The organism is Frankia sp. R43, from assembly GCF_001306465.1.
In the GTDB taxonomy this organism is placed as follows: domain Bacteria; phylum Actinomycetota; class Actinomycetes; order Frankiales; family Frankiaceae; genus Parafrankia; species Parafrankia irregularis.
The window spans coordinates 380,707-398,227 of sequence record NZ_LFCW01000007.1 but is presented as its reverse complement, the minus strand read 5'-3'; the positions used below and the strand labels follow the sequence as shown (position 1 = coordinate 398,227).

The 17,521-nt window shown below is 71.1% G+C and carries 16 protein-coding genes; 7 read left to right on the top strand and 9 right to left on the bottom strand.

Going from position 1 to position 17,521, the window contains the following annotated elements:
• Nucleotides 1-1,044 carry a sulfate ABC transporter substrate-binding protein gene (locus tag ACG83_RS29160; RefSeq protein WP_054569442.1) on the bottom strand — a complete coding sequence of 348 codons (1,044 nt, stop codon included), beginning with the start codon at nt 1,042-1,044 and terminating at the stop codon, nt 1-3.
• A gap of 454 nt (nt 1,045-1,498) precedes the next feature.
• Entirely contained in the window at nt 1,499-1,909 is a 411-nt protein-coding gene (locus ACG83_RS29155; protein ID WP_054569441.1) for an Rrf2 family transcriptional regulator, read from the bottom strand.
• A 348-nt stretch (nt 1,910-2,257) separates the two neighbouring features.
• Between ACG83_RS29155 and ACG83_RS29150 the strand changes: the two genes are divergently transcribed.
• Nucleotides 2,258-3,205, top strand: a complete 948-nt coding sequence (locus ACG83_RS29150) for a TauD/TfdA family dioxygenase (protein ID WP_054569440.1) — start codon at nt 2,258-2,260, stop codon at nt 3,203-3,205.
• A 100-nt stretch (nt 3,206-3,305) separates the two neighbouring features.
• Here the strand turns inward: ACG83_RS29150 and ACG83_RS29145 are convergent, their stop codons facing one another.
• A complete protein-coding gene (locus tag ACG83_RS29145; RefSeq protein WP_235498259.1) occupies nt 3,306-4,385 on the bottom strand; it encodes a HAMP domain-containing sensor histidine kinase in 1,080 nt (359 codons plus the stop codon).
• A gap of 62 nt (nt 4,386-4,447) precedes the next feature.
• Complete coding sequence (locus tag ACG83_RS29140) at nt 4,448-5,110, bottom strand: response regulator transcription factor (protein WP_054569635.1); 663 nt, start codon at nt 5,108-5,110, stop codon at nt 4,448-4,450.
• Nucleotides 5,111-5,196: 86 nt separating this feature from the next.
• On the opposite strand from ACG83_RS29140, the gene ACG83_RS29135 reads away from it, so the two are divergent.
• From ACG83_RS29135 to ACG83_RS29125, 3 genes are read left to right on the top strand one after another with little or no spacing between them, the layout of a single operon-like run.
• Entirely contained in the window at nt 5,197-6,132 is a 936-nt protein-coding gene (locus ACG83_RS29135; protein WP_054569438.1) for an ATP-binding cassette domain-containing protein, read from the top strand.
• Complete coding sequence (locus ACG83_RS29130; RefSeq protein WP_054569437.1) at nt 6,129-7,787, top strand: ABC transporter permease subunit; 1,659 nt, start codon at nt 6,129-6,131, stop codon at nt 7,785-7,787. The genes ACG83_RS29135 and ACG83_RS29130 overlap by 4 nt, the downstream gene beginning before the upstream one ends.
• Nucleotides 7,784-8,500: an ABC transporter permease gene (locus ACG83_RS29125; protein WP_054569634.1), complete on the top strand. Its 717-nt coding sequence runs from the start codon at nt 7,784-7,786 to the stop codon at nt 8,498-8,500. Before ACG83_RS29130 ends, ACG83_RS29125 begins: the two co-directional genes overlap by 4 nt.
• A gap of 51 nt (nt 8,501-8,551) precedes the next feature.
• Here ACG83_RS29125 and ACG83_RS29120 read toward each other — a convergent pair whose 3' ends face one another.
• Genes ACG83_RS29120 through ACG83_RS29110 form a run of 3 tightly spaced genes read right to left on the bottom strand, consistent with a single transcriptional unit; the run spans nt 8,552 to nt 11,291 of the window.
• Nucleotides 8,552-9,379 carry a hypothetical protein gene (locus tag ACG83_RS29120; RefSeq protein ID WP_152991546.1) on the bottom strand — a complete coding sequence of 276 codons (828 nt, stop codon included), beginning with the start codon at nt 9,377-9,379 and terminating at the stop codon, nt 8,552-8,554.
• On the bottom strand, nt 9,376-10,023 hold the full coding sequence (locus ACG83_RS29115; protein ID WP_054569435.1) for a response regulator transcription factor: 648 nt from the start codon (nt 10,021-10,023) through the stop codon (nt 9,376-9,378). Before ACG83_RS29115 ends, ACG83_RS29120 begins: the two co-directional genes overlap by 4 nt.
• A complete protein-coding gene (locus ACG83_RS29110) occupies nt 10,011-11,291 on the bottom strand; it encodes a sensor histidine kinase (protein WP_054569434.1) in 1,281 nt (426 codons plus the stop codon). Before ACG83_RS29110 ends, ACG83_RS29115 begins: the two co-directional genes overlap by 13 nt.
• A gap of 180 nt (nt 11,292-11,471) precedes the next feature.
• Here ACG83_RS29110 and ACG83_RS29105 point away from each other — a divergent pair, with 180 nt between their 5' ends.
• The gene (locus ACG83_RS29105) at nt 11,472-12,149 is read left to right on the top strand and encodes a uracil-DNA glycosylase (protein ID WP_054569433.1); all 678 of its coding nucleotides are present in this window, start codon (nt 11,472-11,474) and stop codon (nt 12,147-12,149) included.
• Between the two features lie 87 nt (nt 12,150-12,236).
• On the opposite strand, the gene ACG83_RS29100 is transcribed toward ACG83_RS29105, so the two are convergent.
• On the bottom strand, nt 12,237-13,565 hold the full coding sequence (locus ACG83_RS29100; protein WP_235498258.1) for a GDSL-type esterase/lipase family protein: 1,329 nt from the start codon (nt 13,563-13,565) through the stop codon (nt 12,237-12,239).
• Nucleotides 13,566-14,037: 472 nt separating this feature from the next.
• Here ACG83_RS29100 and ACG83_RS29095 point away from each other — a divergent pair, with 472 nt between their 5' ends.
• Complete coding sequence (locus ACG83_RS29095) at nt 14,038-14,496, top strand: ATP-binding protein (protein WP_369812930.1); 459 nt, start codon at nt 14,038-14,040, stop codon at nt 14,494-14,496.
• Nucleotides 14,493-14,828 (top strand): STAS domain-containing protein, encoded by a 336-nt coding sequence (locus ACG83_RS29090; RefSeq protein WP_116437398.1) that lies wholly within the window; start codon nt 14,493-14,495, stop codon nt 14,826-14,828. The genes ACG83_RS29095 and ACG83_RS29090 overlap by 4 nt, the downstream gene beginning before the upstream one ends.
• Before the next feature lie 168 nt (nt 14,829-14,996).
• Here ACG83_RS29090 and ACG83_RS29085 read toward each other — a convergent pair whose 3' ends face one another.
• Entirely contained in the window at nt 14,997-17,450 is a 2,454-nt protein-coding gene (locus tag ACG83_RS29085) for a polyprenyl synthetase family protein (RefSeq protein WP_161934804.1), read from the bottom strand.
• Nucleotides 17,451-17,521 lie beyond the last annotated feature (71 nt).

Here is a 17,521-nt window from a genome sequence, read left to right as displayed (position 1 = left end):
CTACTTGGCCTTGCCCGAGGCGGCGATCACCTTGACCACGATGCCGGTGTCCTCGGCGAAGAACTTCTTCGACAGGGCCGACCAGCTCTCGAAGTCGTCCTTGACGGTGAGCAGCTTCTTCGGCGTCGGGAACGGGTTCTTCGGATCGAGCGCGCCTTCGACCTCGTCGACCTTGACTCCGTCGATGACCGGGCGGAAGCCCTTGAGCGCGAACTGGCGCTGGCCCTCCGGGCTCAGCACGAAGTCGTACCACTCCTTGGCCTTCGGGTCGGCCTTGGTGAGGACGGCGCCGGGGTTCTCGATGAGGATGGTGGTGTCCGGGACGACCCAGTCGAGCTCCTCGCCGCTCTGGCGGGCCAGGATGGCCTCGTTCTCGTAGGCGAGCAGCACGTCGCCGGTGCCGCCCAGGAAGGCGGTGGTGGCGTCACGGCCGCTGCTCGGCAGCGAGACCACGTTCGCGAAGAGCTTGGTCAGGTACTCCTCGGCCTGGGCGTCGGTTCCGCCGTTCGCGGAGATGTGCCCCCAGGCGGCCAGCGCGTTCCACCGGGCGGATCCGGAGGAGGCCGGGTTGGGGGTGACGATGCCGATGCCCGGCTTGATCAGGTCATCCCAGCCCTTGATGTTCTTCGGGTTGCCCTTGCGCACCGCGAGCACGACGACCGACGACGACACGATGCCCTTGGTGGGGCCGTCGTCCCAGGTGTCGGCGACGAGCCCGGCGTCCACCAGCCGGGTGACGTCACTGGCGACGGAGAAGTGGACGTAGTCGGCCTTCAGGCCCGACACCACCGCGCGGCTCTGGTCGCCGGAGGCGCCGTAGGACGTCTCGAACTTGACGCCCTTGCCGGCCTCGGTCTTGTTCCACTCGGTGGCGATGGCCTTGTTCGCCGCCTCCGGCACCGCGAAGCCGACGATGTGCAGCGTCGTGGACGAGCCCGAGCCGCCGCCGCTGCCTGCTTCGTCGTCATCGCCTCCTCCGCAGGCGGAGATCGCCAGGCTGGCGACTAGGGCCAGAGCCGCCACCGCTCTGAACCGGTTCTTCATGGGAAACCTGGCCTCCTCTGGCGCCTGCTGTGGCACCTGTCTGCGCGCGTGCGAATCTCCGAGCCCGCGGCTCGGAAGAAACTGGATCTTGATGGTGTGGGTGGACACGTGGAGCTGTCCGTAGGGCCGTGTTGCCGTGGCCCGTGATGGAGGAGCGACAGGCGAGATGACGGTGCCGCGCAGGTGCACCTCGGGGTGTTCCTGCGTGACAGATCGGCTCGCCTGTGCTGACCAGGACTACATATCCCACTTAATCGACCGACTTGCAAGAGTTGGTTGGTAGGGATGTGAAGCCAGGTCTCCAGTGGTGGTGAGCCGAACGCGATGAGTGACACAACTCCGCCATTTGGTCGGACGATGTTGTGTTTGGTGGTCATTAGACCACTACGGTGGCGATCTGGCCCGTTCGGGTGGCCCTGGCGTCGGGTGCCTGGTGTTCGGTGCTCCGGTTGAGCTAGAGGGAGACCTTGTCGGCCAGCACGTCGGCGAGGGTGGCTCGATCGAGAACGTCGTGGATGGCGGCGTCCACGGCCAGCCAGACCCGGCTGAGCCCGCGGGCGGCCCCGCCGTAGGTGGCCCGCTCGGCCGGCTCGCCGCGGACGCTCGTCAGGGCTCCGCCGGTGGCCCGCAGGATGTCACCCACGGTGATGCTGTCGGTCGGGCGGGCCAGGCTGTATCCACCGTCGACTCCCCGTCGGTTGAACAGCAGCCCGGCTCGACGTAGATCCAGCAGGATCGCCTGTAGGTAGGCGAGTGAGATCTCCTCGCGTGCGGCGAGTGCGGGGGCGGCGACCCGGTCCGGGTGCGCGACGGCGAGGGCCAGCATCGCCCTGATGGCGTACTCGGCGCGAGCGGAGATGTACACGGCTGTACTCCTCGCGTGGGTTGTTCATGATCACCGATGATCAGGCTGGCATGGCTGCCAGCCTTGTCTACTTATTCGATGCATATACTAAATATTGCTGACCTGTCGGTGTCCTGCCTGTCAACCCGCAGGTTGCTGCAGTCCTGTGGCGGCCAGGGGCCCGTGACCTCCCGGACCTTGTCGTCGACGGTGTCGGCCCGGTGTGCACGGGTATGGCCCATCGGTGCCGGTGTGGACGGCTCGCGGCCCGTCGATGGCGGCGGCGGCCTGCAATCTTGACAAATCCGATCGAGATAGCGGAATATTTTCCGACCCGGTCCCCGGCCGACCGACCAAGGAGATCAGGCCATGACTCTCACAGCTGACACAGGCACCGGCGCAGGCACGGACACCGCGGGCCAGGAGCAGGCCGCGGCCGTGACCGCGGTGGCCGAGCCGCTGTTCGAGATCGTCCCGCTCTCGGGCAACATCGGCGCCGAGATCCGGGGCCTCGACGTCCGCACGCTCGACGAGCGGGAGGTCGCCGCGGTGCGGGCGGCCTGGCTGCACTACAAGGTCGTGTTCTTCCCGGGCCAGCACCTGACACCGGCGGAGCACCTCGCGTTCGCGCGGCGCTTCGGCGAGCCGACCGAGGGCCACCCGGTCATCCCCGGTCTGGACGGGCAGCCCGAGGTGTTCGAGATCGACTACAGCAAGGCCAGGGAGCTGGCCGCGGCCTACGGCAGGGTCGGCACCGTCTCGCGCGGACTGGACTGGCACACCGACGTCACGTTCGTGAAGCGCCCGCCGCTCGGCTCGATCCTGCGAGCGGTGGTGGTGCCCCCGGCCGGCGGCGACACGCTGTTCAGCAACCAGGAAGCCGCCTTCGCCGCCCTCAGCCCCGCGCTGCAGGAGTTCCTGGGCACGCTGACCGCCGTGCACAACGGCGAGGCCCAGTTCAAGGGCATCCTCGACCTTGTCGGTGAAGGGCGCTGGGAAGGCGAGACCTTCGTCAGGCTCGAGCCGGCCACGCACCCCGTCGTGCGCACGCATCCGGAGACCGGGAAGAAGTCGCTGTTCGTGAACCCCGGCTTCACCTCGCACATCGCCGAGCTCGACCGCGCCGAGAGCGATGCCCTGCTCGCGTTCCTCTACCAGCACTCGGTGCGTCCGGAGTTCACGGTGCGCTACCACTGGCAGGAGGGGACCATCGGCTTCTGGGACAACCGCGCGACCCAGCACGCCGTCGCCGGCGACTTCGGCGACGCGCACCGCGTGATCCAGCGCGTCACGCTGCGCGGCGACGAACCTCGTTGATCCCCGCGCAACGATGCTGGCCGGGCGAGATGCCGGGCGAGATGCCGGGCGGCAGCGGGCGGACCCGGCGGGTCAACAGCAACCGGCGGGTCAACAGCGACTAGTCGTTCCGCGCGACGTCCTCGTCGCCGGCCCTGCGGTCGGGGAACGTGGTCTCGATGTCCAGCCCGCCGGTCGGCCGGGCCGTCGCGACCAGGGTCGCTCCGTGCGCGTCGGCGACGGCCCGCACGATCGCGAGGCCCAGGCCGTGCCCGTCGCCGTGCCGGATCCGCCGGCCGTCCAGCTGCTGGAACGGCTCGAAGAGCCGGCCCACCTCCGTCGGCGGCACGACCGGCCCCGAGTTGCGGACGATCAGGCGGGCCCCGCCCGCGGTGGTGGACGTCCTCACCTCGACGAGGCCGCCCGGCCGGTTGTGGCGGATCGCGTTGTCGACGAGGTTCGCCAGCAGGCTCTCCACGAGCCTCGGGTCGCCCGAGAGCAGGGCCGAGCCCAGGGACGCGGTGACCGTCAGCTCGGCGGGCCGGATCGCCGGCCGGCGGGAGAGCACCTGCCGGGCGAGGTCGGCCAGGTCGAACGACTCCGGCCGCTCCACGCCCTGCTGACCGCTGGCCAGGGTGAGCAGCGAGCCGATCAGCTGCTCCTGGACGGTGCCCAGCCCCAGCACCTCCTCGCAGGTGGCGCGCAGCGAGTCGACGGTCGTGCCGGGGTCGGCGAGGGCGACCTGGAGCACGGTGCGTTGCGCTGCCAGCGGCGTGCGCAACTCGTGCGACGCGTGGGCGACGAAGCGCCGCTGTGACGCGAACGAGGCCTCCAGGCGTGCGAAGAGGTCGTCGAGGGTCGCGGCGAGCTCCGCGAACTCGTCGGTGCGGCCGGTGGGCCCCAGCCGGCGATGCAGGTTGCTCGCCGAGATGTCCCGTGCGGCCGTGGTGATCGCGCGCAGGGGCCGCAGGAACCGGGCCGACACCAGCCAGCCCACCCCGATGGAGGCCACCGCCAGCACGATCATGATCACCAGCCAGATGAGGAACGGGAACTGCGTCGTCGTGTCCGGCCGGGCCGCGGGCCCGCCCACGGCCGGCTCACCCGCCGCGGGCGCGGGCACCGACACCCTCGTCCCGACCAGCGCCGCGGTCAGCAACGTCGCCCCGGACACGAAGAAGGGGACGGCGTAGAGCAGCATCAGCTGTGTCCGCAGCCGCTGTGTCCGTATCAACGGTGTCCGCAGCCGCCGGCGCCGGGGCATCAGGGCTCGCCGATCCGGTAGCCGCCCTCGCGCACCGTGTGGACCACGGGCGGATCACCGAGTTTCGCCCGCAGCCGGCGGACCGTCGTCTTCACCGCCGTCGTGAACGGGTCCGCCGCCTCGTCCCACACCCGTTCCAGCAGCTCCTCGGCAGGCACCGGACGTCCCGCCGCGGCGAGCAGGCACTCCAGCAGCGCGAGCTCCTTGGGGCTGAGGTCGAGGCGCCGCCCTGCCCGCGACGCGACCCGCCGGCCCGGGTCGAGGGTCAGATCCCCGTGTTCCAGCACCGGCGGAACCAGGGCGGTCGGCCGGCGGGCCAGCGCGCGGACCCGGGCGACCAGCTCCGCGATGTCGAACGGCTTCGTCAGGTAGTCGTCCGCACCCAGACCGAGCCCGTCGACCCGGTCCCGGACCGTGCTCGACGCGGTCAGCATGAGGACCCGGCTGGCCGGGCACGTGACGACGATCCGCCGACACACGTCATCGCCGTGCGTACCGGGAAGGTCGCGGTCGAGCACCACCACGTCGTACCGAGTGGACGCGAGGCGCGCCAGCGCGTCGTCGCCGTCGGGCGCGACGTCGACCGCCATCCCCTCACGCCGCAGCCCGCTCTGGACCGCACGGGCCAGGATCTCGAAGTCCTCCACCACCAGGACGCGCATCGCACCACCATCCCAGGCGGGCGGTGTCAGCCCGGTGTCGTCCGACGGCACCGGCCTGACACCGCGGGGTGGTTAGAACTCCCTCTATGATCAACGTGAACGGCCTACGGAAACGGTTCGGTGCCCTCACCGCGCTCGACGGGATGACCTTCACCGTCCCGGCGGGGCAGGTCACCGGCTTCGTCGGGCCCAACGGCGCAGGCAAATCGACCACGATGCGGGTCATCCTCGGCCTCGACACCGCCGACTCCGGCGAGGCCCTCATCGGCGGGCGCCCGTACCGCGAGCTGCGCAACCCGCTGCGGCACGTCGGCGCGCTCCTCGACGCCTCCGCCGTCGGCCCCAGCCGCACCGCTCGCAACCACCTGCTGTGGCTCGCCCACTCCCAGGGGCTCGGCGCGCGCCGCGTCGACGAGGTTCTCCAGGAGGCGGGGCTGACATCCGTCGCCCGTCGCCGGGTCGGCGGATTCTCCCTCGGTATGCGGCAGCGGCTCGGCATCGCCGCCGCGCTGATCGGCGACCCGCCCGCGCTCATGCTCGACGAGCCGTTCAACGGCATGGACCCCGAAGGAATCATCTGGATGCGCCGCTTCACCCGGTCACTCGCCGACGCCGGGCGTGCGGTCCTGGTCTCCAGCCATCTGATGAACGAGCTGGAGGACATCGCCGACCGGGTGGTCGTCGTCGGCCGCGGCAGGGTGTTCGCGGACGCCGGCGTCGCGGAGCTGCTGGCCGCGGTGTCGGACGGCCGGGTCACGGTGCGGACGACCGCGGGCGGCCCGGCGGCTGCGGTCCTGGAGGCGGCGGTCCTGGCGGCGGGCGGCGGCTCCGTCACGCCGGCCGGGGCGGACGCCCTCGTGGTGACCGGTCTGTCGGCCGAGGAGATCGCCGGTCTGCTCGGCCGGCACGGCGTGCCGTTCTCCGAGCTCACCGCCCACCGGGCGACGCTGGAGGACGCCTACTTGAACCTCACCCGCGACGCGGTCGAGTACCGGGCCACCGTGGCGGGGGAGGGGCGGTGAACGGCTTCGCGAACACGCTGCGCGCCGAGTGGACGAAGTTCCGGTCCGTCCGTGGCTGGGTGCTCGCCACCGTCGCCGCCGCCGGGCTCATCGTGGCGCTCGGGGTGATGCCCGGGATGGAGGGGACGTGTGGAAAACACGGCCCCGGTGCTGCCGGGTGCGAGCTTCCGCTGGGTCCCGGTGGTGAGGAGGTGACGGACAGCTTCACGTTCCTTCACCAGGCACTCGCCGGGGACGGCAGCATCACCGTCCGGGTGACCGGCATGACCGGCATCCTCCCCGGTGGCGGCCCGAACGGCCGCGATGACACGGGGGACCCGAACAGCGGGAACGGCGCCGGGGACCCGGACAGCCCCAGCGGCCGAGGCGGCGCGGACGGGCCGAGGCACGGGGTCGCGCCGTGGGCCAAGGCCGGCCTGATCGTCAAGGCGGACACCGGCCAGGGATCGACCTACGCCGCGGTCATGATGACCGGTGCCCACGGCGCCCGGATGCAGTACGACTACACCCACGACCTCGCCGGCGGGCCGGATGCCGCCACCTCTGACCATCCGCGCTGGCTGCGGCTGAGCCGGGCCGGGGACACCGTCACGGGTGCCGAGTCGGCCGACGGCGTCCGGTGGGCCACCATCGGCACCGCCCGGCTGCCCGGCCTGCCGGCGACCGCCCAGGTGGGGCTGTTCGTCACGTCGCCGCAGTACACCGAGGCGGTGCGCGCGGGGCTGGCGTCCGGTGCCATGGGCGGGCCGAGCCAGGCGACGGGAACCTTCGACCACCTCTCGACCGGGGACGGCTGGACCGGCACCGCCTGGCAGCCGGACGTCATCGGTGCCGCCGGCGACCCTGGCGGTGCCGGCGACCCTGGCGGTGCCGGTGGCCCCGGTGGCCCCGGTGGCCCCGGCGACGGGCCGACGAGCGGCGCCGAGGGCTTCGAACGCGACGGCGACACCCTGCGCCTGAGAGGCTCCGGCGACATCGCCCCCGCCGTCGCGGGTGCGGCAGGGCTCGGCGTGTCGATCAGCCAGACCCTGGTCGGCACGTTCGTCGGGCTGATCGTGGCGGTTGTCGTGGGCTGCGTCTTCGTCACCGCCGAGTACCGCCGCGGGCTGCTGCGGACGACGTTCCTGGCCAGTCCCGGCCGTGGGCGGGTGCTGGCCGCGAAGGCGGCTGTCGTCAGCGGGGCCATGTTCGTCACGGGCCTCGCCGCCGCCGCGGCCGTCGTCACCCTCGGACAGCGGGTGCTGCGGGGCAACGGCGTGTACGTCCACCCGGTGCCGACGCTGACGGAGCTGCGCGTCGTGGCCGGCACCGCCGCGCTGCTCGCCCTCGCCGCGGTCCTGGCGCTCGGCCTCGGCACGCTGCTGCGGCGCGGAGTCACGGCCATCACGGCGGCGGTGGTCCTCGTCGTGCTGCCGTACCTGCTCGCCGTGACGGTCCTGCCCATCGACGCGGCGCGGTGGCTGCTGCGGGTCACCCCGGCCGCGGGGTTCGCGCTGCAGCAGTCGGCACCCGAGTACCCGCAGGTCGCGAACCTCTACACGCCGGCGGACGGGTACTTCCCACTCGCGCCGTGGGCGGGTCTGGCGGTTCTCGCCGGATGGGCGGCGGTGGCACTCGCCGTGGCCGCGGTCGCGCTGCGCCGGCGGGACGCATGAGGTACGCGCTGCGCGCCGAGTGGACCAAGGCGTGCACATCACCCGGCCTGCCCGCGCTGCTCGTCACGATGGTCGTGAGCATGGTCGCGCTCAGCGCGGCGGTGGCCGCGGCCACCGACCCGCTGCCCGGCACGGACCTGCCGAAGCTGGGCCTCACCGGGGTGCTGCTCGGCCAGGCAGTGGTGGCGGTCTTCGGGGTGCTGGTGATGGGCGACGAGTACGCCACCGGCCTGGTCACGGTGACGTTGACGGCGGTTCCCCGGCGCAGCTGTGTGCTGGCCGCCAAGGCGGTGGTCGTCGCCGGCGTGCTGGCAGCCACGGCGACCATCGCGGTGGCCGGTTGCGTCCTGGCGGCCCGGCTGGCACTGCCCGCGGACGCCGTCGCGGTGCGCCCGGCCGTCGGCTCGGTGCTCTACCTGGTCCTCATCGGCCTGCTGAGCCTCGGCATCGTGACCTGCGTCCGCAGCTCCGCCGCCGGGGTGGGCTCCGTCCTCGCGCTCCTGTACGTGCTGCCGATCGTCACCGCCGCGGTGGCCGACCCGGCCTGGCAACGGCACCTGCGCCAGATCGGCCCGGCGAGCGCCGGGCTCGCGGTGCAGGCGACCGGCGGCGACCTCGAAATCGGCCCCTGGACGGGCCTCGGCGTCCTGGCCCTGTGGGCCACCGGCGCGCTGCTCGCCGGCGCGGCCCTGCTGGAACGCCGGGACGCCTGACCGCCGGCGGCCCGAGGCTTCTTCGGGTCGCCGGCCATCCCGACCGAGGCGTCAGTCGCGCGCGTCGTCCGGGTAGCGCACGGTCACGCCGCCACCGCTCGAACCGACATCGATCCGGCTCGGGCTGGACGGATCATGGCGAACCTGGCTGGTGCGCACCGATCCACCGCTCGACGAGGCGCGGATGTTGTACGGCTCGCCGGTGTCGGGCACCACCACGGTGACCCCGCCGCCCGACGACCGCACCACCGCGTCGCTCGGGGCCGAGGCGAAGGTGAGGCGCACACCGCCGCCGCTCGACGACACGTCGACCATCTCGGAGCGCAGGCGCTGGCCGGTGATCCCGCCGCCACTGGAGCGTAGGCGCAACGGCCCGCCCACGTCGTCGACCCGCACCCCGCCACCGGACGACGACACGTCGATCGCGCTGTCGATCCCCTCGACACGTACCCCACCACCCGAGCCGCGGACGTGGACCGCGACGTCGGCGGGCACCCGGATCGTGTAGTCGACGCCGCACCACTGGCTGAGGAAAGGGCGACACGAGGCCTGGACCACGAGCTTCTCACCGTCGACCCACGACTCGTTCGTCGGCTTCCGCAGGCCGTAGGTGACCTTCGCCTCGACCACGATCTCGTCGGCGTCGGTTGCCACGATGCGCGTGCTTCCCGCGCCGTTGTGCACGTCGAGCGAGCGGACATCCTGAGTGAACACGCCACGCGTGCTCGAGCGGTCGAAGGCCCACAGCTGCATGTACGAGACGGCGCCGTAGACGAGCGTCGTGACGGCGACGACGCTGCCGAACGCGATCCAGGCCGCGCGTGCACCGGAGCGATGCGGAGGCCGCGGCGCCGGCCCTGGTCGTGTTTCTGTGATCACGGGGCCCCCAGCCACTGGAGTACGGCGAGCACACGGCGATGGTCGTGGTCGGTGGGTGCGAGGTCGAGCTTCGCGAAGATGCCGCGAACGTGCTTCTCGACCGCACCGTCGCTGACGACGAGGTGATGAGCGATGGCGCTGTTGGTGCGGCCCTCGGCCATGAGCTGCAGTACCTCGCGCTCGCGGGCGGTGAGCCGGTCGAGCGGATCGCGGCGGCGGCTGCGCGCCAGGAGCTGCGCGACGACCTCGGGGTCGAGGACCGTGTCGCCGTCACCGACCCGCCGCACCGCTTCGACGAAGTCGCCCACATCGGCCACCCGATCCTTCAGGAGGTAGCCGAGCTTCCCGTTGTCGCCCGTGAGCAGGTCGGTGGCGTAGCGCTCCTCGACATACTGCGACAGGACGAGGATGCCCACGCCGGGCCAGCGGCGACGGACCTCGATCGCGGCGCGAACCCCTTCGTCGGCGAACGTCGGCGGCATGCGCACGTCGACGATGGCCAGATCGGGGGCGTGCCGCTCGACCGCCTCGACCAGCTGCGCGGCGTCCCCCACCGCCGCGATCACGTCTTCGCCGGAGTCTGCCAGCAGCCGGATGAGACCGGCGCGCAGCAGCACCGAGTCCTCGGCGATCACGATCCGCATGGCAGCTCGACGAGAACCGAGGTCGGCCCGCCTGGCGGGCTCAGCACCTGCATCCATCCGCCGAGCCCGCGCACCCGTTCGTCGAGGCCCTGCAGGCCGGTTCCCCCGGCCAGGGTGGCGCCACCGCGGCCGTTGTCGCTGATGTCGATCACGAGCAGGTCGCCGCGCCGGGCTATGGAAACCTTCGCCGCCGAGGCCTGCGAGTGTTTCGTGACGTTGGTGAGCGCTTCGGCGACGATGAAGTACGCCGCGCTCTCGACGGTGGAAGGTGGTCGGGGGTCGACCGTGATGTCGAGTTGAACGGGGATCGGGCAGCGCGCCACCACCGCGGACAGTGCCGCGTCGAGGCCGCGGTCCTCGAGGATCGCCGGGTGGAAGCCCCGGACGAGATCACGCAGCTCGGCCAGCGCGGCCTTGGCTTCCTGGTGTGCGTTGGTGACGAGCTGGCGGGCGCGTTCGGGGTCCCGGTCGAACTTCTCCCGGACCATGCCGAGGTCCATCGCCAGCGCGACGAGCCGTTGCTGCGCCCCGTCGTGCAGGTCACGCTCGATGCGTCGCCGTTCGGCCTCGGCGCTGTCAACCGCGGCGGACCGCCCGGCCTCGGCCGAGGTGCGGCTGGCCTCGAGCCGCGTGACCTGCTCGCGCAGCTCGGTTTCGGGCGAGGGACCGAGGAGCGCGCGAACGATCAGACCACTGGCCGTCGTGAGGGCGACGGTTGCCCAGGGCGCGGCGACGATCAGCCCGACGGCCCCGGTGATGCTGCCGGCGAGCGCACCACTGACGCCGGACAGCTCGAACAGGCCGAACTCGGCGCTGTCACCCGGCAGCGCACCGAGGTAGAGCGGCAGGATCAACAGCGCGAAGGATCCGCTCCACACCGTGGTCAGCACCGCGAACCTGATCACTCCGACTGGCATCAGCAACAGGCAGTAGGCGATCTCGCGCCAGCGGCTGCCGGACCTGGACCGCTGACCGAGGCGACTCAACCAGTTACGACTGGTGAACGGCGCGTGCGGTGACGGTAGGTGTATGTCGAGCAGGGCGGAGGCCCGCGACCGCTCCAGTGTCCCGATGATGTTGGCGCTGACGAACAGCAACCAGGCGAACGGCAGCGCTACCGGAAAAATGATCAACAGCGAGGCGGAGACCGCCAGAAGCGTGACCACAAGGACGAACGAGACCGTGCCGATGAACAGGTCGAGCACGCCGTGCACGACGCCGTACCACGTACGCACCGTTCGCCACGGCGAGAGCAGCTTCCTGACCATGTGCTCACCGTAGGGAAAACGCTCACCAGGACGCCATCCCGCCTGCCGCCGTCGTGAGAGTAGGGATTTCCCTACTCGCGGATGCCGGTCCGGCCCGGTCCGGCCCGGCCCGGTCCGCCCCGCCCGGTCCGCCCCGCCCGGTCCCGTGACGGGAGGCGGTGCGACGTAGGCTGATCAGCCATGTCGGCGCAACCACTGCAGGAACTTGTCGAGCCAGGCTGGGCCCAGGCCCTCGAACCGGTGGCCGACCAGATCGCGGCCATGGGTGACTTCCTACGCGCCGAGATCGCCGCGGGCCGCACCTACCTGCCGGCCGGACCACATGTGCTGCGGGCCTTCCAGCAGCCGTTCGACGAGGTGCGGGTGCTGATCGTCGGCCAGGATCCCTACCCGACACCGGGGATGGCCATCGGCTACAGCTTCGCGGTGTCCCCCGAGGTGCGCAGGCTCCCCGGCAGCCTGCAGAACATCTTCCAGGAGCTGAGCGCGGATCTCGATCTGCCCAGGCCCGCGGGCGGCGACCTGACGCCCTGGACGAGTCAGGGCGTCCTGCTGCTGAACAGGGCGCTGACGACCGCGCCGCGCCAGCCCGGCTCGCACCGGGGCAAGGGCTGGGAGCAGGTCACCGAGCAGGCGATCCGGGCGCTGGCCGGGCGGGGCAAGCCGCTGGTCGCGATCCTGTGGGGCCAGGACGCACGTAGCCTGCGGCCGTTCCTGGACGGTGCGGCGGTGATCGAGTCCACGCACCCGTCGCCCCGCTCGGCGGACCGTGGCTTCTTCGGGTCCCGGCCGTTCAGCCGGGCCAACGACCTGCTGCTCCGGCAGGGCGCGCAGCCCGTCGACTGGCGCCTTCCGTAGTCCTGGTAGCCCTGGCCTGCCTCGGTGGATCCGAGGCAGGCCAGGCCAGGGCGTCAGGTCACGTGCCGGGCCAGGGCGCGTGCCAGATCAGCAGGTGGTCGTGGCGAGCAGGTCGAGCGAGACGGCTTCCGCCATCTTCTGGTAGCCGGCCAGGCTCGGGTGCAGGTTGTCCGGCGAGGCGTAGGCGGGCAGCAGCTGGGACGGCTTCGCCGGGTCGCGCACGGCGGCGTCGAAGTCGACCACGCCGTCCGCCAGGGTCTGGGTCCGGACCCAGGTGTTGATCTGCTGCCGGTAGTTCTCGCTGTTCGGCGCGAGGAACGTGCCGTCGACGATGGCGTTGGCCGCGGGCGTGATCGTGCCCAGCCAGATCTTGAGGCCGGCGGCGTGCGCCTTTGTGATCAGCTCGGTGTAGGCGTCCGTGATCTGCTGTGGGGTGACACCGTTGCCGAGCCCGAGGTCGTTGATGCCCTCCAGGACCAGGACTCCGGCGACACCGGGAATGTCCAGCGCGTCCGCCTGGAAACGGGACAGGCCGCTGGGCCCGGCGAAGGAGATCAGGGTGCCGAGGAGCTGGTTGGAGCCGATTCCGGCGTTGACGACGGAGACGGCCAGGCCGGCCGCGTTCACCCGGCGCTGCAGATAGTCGGGGTAACGGCCGTTCTTGTCGGCCACGCTCTTGTCCGCCGGAATGCTCACCGGGCTTCCGCCGACGAAGCCGTCCGTGATGGAGTCACCGAACGCCACGACCGACCGGGCGCTGGCCTGCACGTCGAGCCCACTGACGTAGAACCAGCTCAGCGTCTTCTCGGTGAAACGCGAGTCGCTGGTCTGGGTGGTGAGGTCACCGACGCCGGCCCTCGTGTAGTAGGAGGTCGCGTTCGCGTTCCAGTGCCGGTTCGGCGGGCTGGTGGTGGCCGGCAGGTACATGCTGATCGTCAGCGGCGCGAACGTCTCGACCGCCAACGCGACCGGGTCACTGACGATCTCCTGGCCGGCGGGCACGGTCACGGAGGCCGAGCCACCGAACGTGACCTCCACCGGAGTCCCGATCGCGGCGCCGCTGCGCTGCCGCGCGGCCGTCACGTGGGCGAAGGTCAACGGGCTGGTGCCGAACCGGTTGCTCAGGTGGATCCGCGCCGATGACCCGCTCAGGTGCGGTGTGATCACCGTCCGCAGGGTCTGCCTGGTCAGCCGCTCGGGAATGATCCCGAGGGACGGGTCGACGAACGACGAGGCGTCGGTGGGGCTGGCGGCCCAGCTGGCCACCCACTGCTCGGCCCCGCAGGTGCCGGTGGGGGCAGCGGAGACCGACGTGGCGCCGGCACCGGGGGCTGCGAGTCCGGTACCTGCCAGTCCGGTACCCGCCACGGCTAATCCGAGGGCCGCCACGACGATGGCGGCCTTTCGTGACCTCATGCGCATGCTCACTGTCTCCTTCTCACGCCTGCCGTCTGATGGTCGAAGGCTGTTTGATGGCCGCGAGTCGTGCCCGGAGCGCAATGGCGAGTGGGCCGAACGACCATGCCAACGGCCGGGGATGTCCCGTTTCGTCATCTCCGTGCCCGGCATGGAAGCTATTACCGCCGAAATTTCCTCGTCAATGCCAGCTACCCGTTGGTGCCTGAATTCTTGCGTGCATGGCGGAGCTTGCCCCATGTCTTCTTCGGTGCGAACGGGCGGTGGCGCGTCCCATCGGGAAGAAAAGTGGGACGTGGGCATCCGGAAAGTCTCACAATTAAATCGAGCCTCGGTCATCTCGATTTCGACCGCGGTCAATATGGAGGGACATCGAGCGACATGGTGGGATAGGGTGGTCCCGGACTTCGAGTGATCACGTTGGATGCCGGTCGTCATGCGCGGTGGCGCATCGGTTACTAGTCTCGCGCCCGTGGGATGGCCGGCGGCGGGTGCGGTGCTGGGCGGGGAGCGCGATGCGCTGCGGCTGCCGTCCGTCCTGGCCAGTGCTGACGTCGCCGAACGATGGGTGTGCCGGCTCGCGGTGGAGTCCGGCCTGGCTGCCGACGACTGCGAGTGGCTGGCGCTGGCGGTGCGCGAGGCCGTGGTCAACGCGGTGATCCACGGGAATCGCCTCGATCCGGACCTGCCGGTTCGTCTGCTCCTCGACCGCGCCGAACGCCAGATCACTGTGACTGTCAGCGACCAGGGCCCGGGTTTCACCCCTCGCGTGGCGAGCGATCGCGAGGTGAACCTCACGCCTTCGGGTCGGGGGCTGATCCTCATCGCCCACGGCGTCGATGCCCTGGATGTCATTCGCCGCGCCGATCCGCCGGGATGCGACGTCGTCCTGGTGAAACATCTACCGGAAGGGCAGCCCCGATACCCATGAAGATCAACCGTCGCCAGCAGAACGGCGTCACGATCCTCGACCTGTCCGGAACGATCACTGTCGGGGAGGGGGACATCGAGCTTCGTGAGGCCGTCAACGACGAGATGGAAAACGGCACCCGCAATCTCCTGCTCAACTGCGCCAGCGTGACCACGATCGACAGCGCCGGTGTCGGCGGGCTCGTCAGCTCGTACACCACGGCCCAGAAGCGCGGTGGGAACCTCAAACTGCTCAACCTCTCCCAGCGGGCCAATAATCTTCTGGTCATCACAAAGCTGATGAGCGTGTTCGAAATCCACGACGACGAGAAAGAGGCGGTCGCCAGCTTCTGAGCCTGGTGGGTCTGCTGCCTCGGACTTTGGTTGCCGCAGAGCAAGAGTTGAGGATTTCGGTTGTTCCGACAGCCGAAATCCTCCACTCTCGGTGGTTGTCAAACGGCTCGGCGCCCCTTTTGTCTCTCTTGAGCTGTGTTGCCGGTGCGGCGCGACGGTGCCGGACCGTCAGCGGCGGCGGGTGGCGAAGTGGTGGGCCATGGCCTCGAGCAGGCGGGTGTCGAACCGCAGGTCGGCGCAGGCCCCGACGGCCTCGGCGAGGTGGTGGTGCACGAGCCGTTCCGCCTCCGCCCGGCCGAAGGCGCGCACCGCGTTGACCTTGCCGGTGTCGTGGCCGGTGTCCTTGCCGAGCAGGTCGTCGGTGGCGGTGAGGTCGAGCAGGTCGTCGCGGATCTGGAAGACGATGCCGGCGTGACGGGCGTACCGCTCGACCAGGCTGATCTCCCGATCCGGCCGGCCCAGGAGCATCATCAGCGGGACCAGCGCCGCCTCGATCGACGTCGAGCTCTTCAGCCGGTACATCTCCAGGATGTCCGCGCCGGTGACCGGGCCGTCGTCGGCCCGGCGGGCGAGATGCAGATCCAGGTTCTGGCCGCGGCACAGGCGCTCGGGGCCGAGGGTGGAGCCGGCGTAGGCGACGACCTCGACGACCCGCACCGGCGGGAAGTGCTCGTGCAGGCGGGCGAGCTGACCGAACCCCGAGGAGATCATCGACACGGCGGCGAGCTGCACGCTGCCCTCGTCGAAGACCCGGTGCGCGGTGGGCCGTCCGCGCCGGGTCGTCGCGTCGTCCTGGGCGGGCAGATCGTCGAGCAGGAGGCTGGCGGTGTGGAACAGCTCCGACGCCGCCAGGAGAGGCTCGATGGCGCGGGTCGGCACCCGCAGCCCCTCCGCCAGCATGAGGGTGAGCACAGGGCGCAGCCGCTTGGCGTGCCCGCCGAGTGCGTAGGCCCGGATGGCGTCCAGGTCGTGGGCCGGCGCCTCGGCGGGCTGGTTGGCGCTGTGCACGATGTGGTTGATGTGGCCCAGCCGGTCGGCGGTGAAGGTGCGGACATCGACAGCGCCGGGATCCCGCCGGCTCAGGATCTGCTCGCTGCGCAGCCGCAACCGGGTGTCGCTCGTCTCCAGCGCACGCACGGCGCAGGCCCGCAGCCCGGTCGCGGTGCGCAGGAACCGGGCGATCTCGGCGCTGACGTCATAGCGGCGCAGGAGCCGGGCGGCTCGAGCCGGATCGGCGGCGAAATGCTCGGCGAACTTGCCTGCGCCGAAATGCTCGAGCGCGTCGCAGACCGCCGGGTCGTCCTGGAACACCTCGGCGGCGACATAGGCCCGGTAGGCGAACAGGTCGTACAGCGGATCGGTGTCGGTCACCTCCGGCGGCGCGGTGAACGGGGTCAGCCGGCCGGCCGCCGTGTCCTGTTCGACGTCCCGCAGGTCGTCGCTGAACTGGCTGAGGAACTTCAGGAGCAGGGCCCGGGTGTAGAAACCGTCCGGCAGCTCGCGGCGGCCCAGAATGTTCGCCACGATCCGGCTCATGCCAGCCTTGATGAAGATGTCCGGATACAGGACGCGTATCCCCTGGGCCCGGACGTCGTCCGCCGTGCGGGCGGCGTCGCGGTCCTGGGCCAGATACATGGCCTGGGCGGCCCGGTAGAGATTCCGGTGTCGGTCGAAGGGATAGTGCGTACGCATCAGGTCGTAGAGGCCGCACAGTTCCTCAGCGAGCGGATGGTCGGGCAGGGTGGCGCTGTCGACGTCCTCCCCGGTGGCCAGGGCATGGGTCAGCAACTGGTGGTAGCGCTCGCGGTCGGGCGATGGGAGCCGGTCGTGCGGCACGTCGTGGAACGAGTCGTCGACGATCGCGTACGCCGCACCGTAGGCGTAGCCGGCGGCCAGCAGCCGGGTCAGGTGGGCGACGCGGACGGGCTGGTCCGCGTCCAGGGTGTCGTAGGCGCCGATGGCCAGCACCCCGGCGAGCGTCCGCACCACCTTGCCCATCGCCCCGGCCGCGACGACATCCTCGGGCAGCGCGTGGTGCAGCCGGTTCAGCCGTTCGGTGAGCCAGTCGACCTCCGGGACCCGGTCGAGCTCGGGCAGGTGGCGCACGAGTGACCGGGCCACGCCGTGAACTCCATGCCGCTCGTCGATGTCCGCGACGATGCGGCGCGCGCTGGGCAGGCGGACCTGCGTCCCGTTGACGATGCGCGCCATGACCTCGGGGGAGGGCACCTCGGCGAGGTTGTAGACGGCGAAGTAGTTCACCTCGTGGGTCAGCCGCTCCCGTCCGTCGGCGCGCCGGCGCGCGGACGGCCGCGTCGACCACCATTCCGGCACCAGTGCCTGCGGTGCGCGGGCGAGGTGGTGGTGGCGGCGGTGGCGGTCGGCGACGCGTTCCAGCTCACGGGTGCAGGCGTTCACATGTTCGGCGACCCGGTCCGGGTTGCGATCACGCCAGCGGTAGTAGTCGTCCAGAGTCCGGCGGACCCCGGTGTCCAGCCGCGGCGCCACCAGGTCGTCCGGGCCGAACAGGTACGGCGCGACGATCCCCGGCGACGCCCCGCCCGACCGGGCCGCCGCCGGTTCCGGCCTCGGTCGCGGTGCCGGTTCCGCCTGTTTGTCCACACAGCCCATGCTGGGGACCTCGCCGCCTCCGGTCCCCGGTTTACCGAACCTGGCGGCCGTCACCCGCGGCG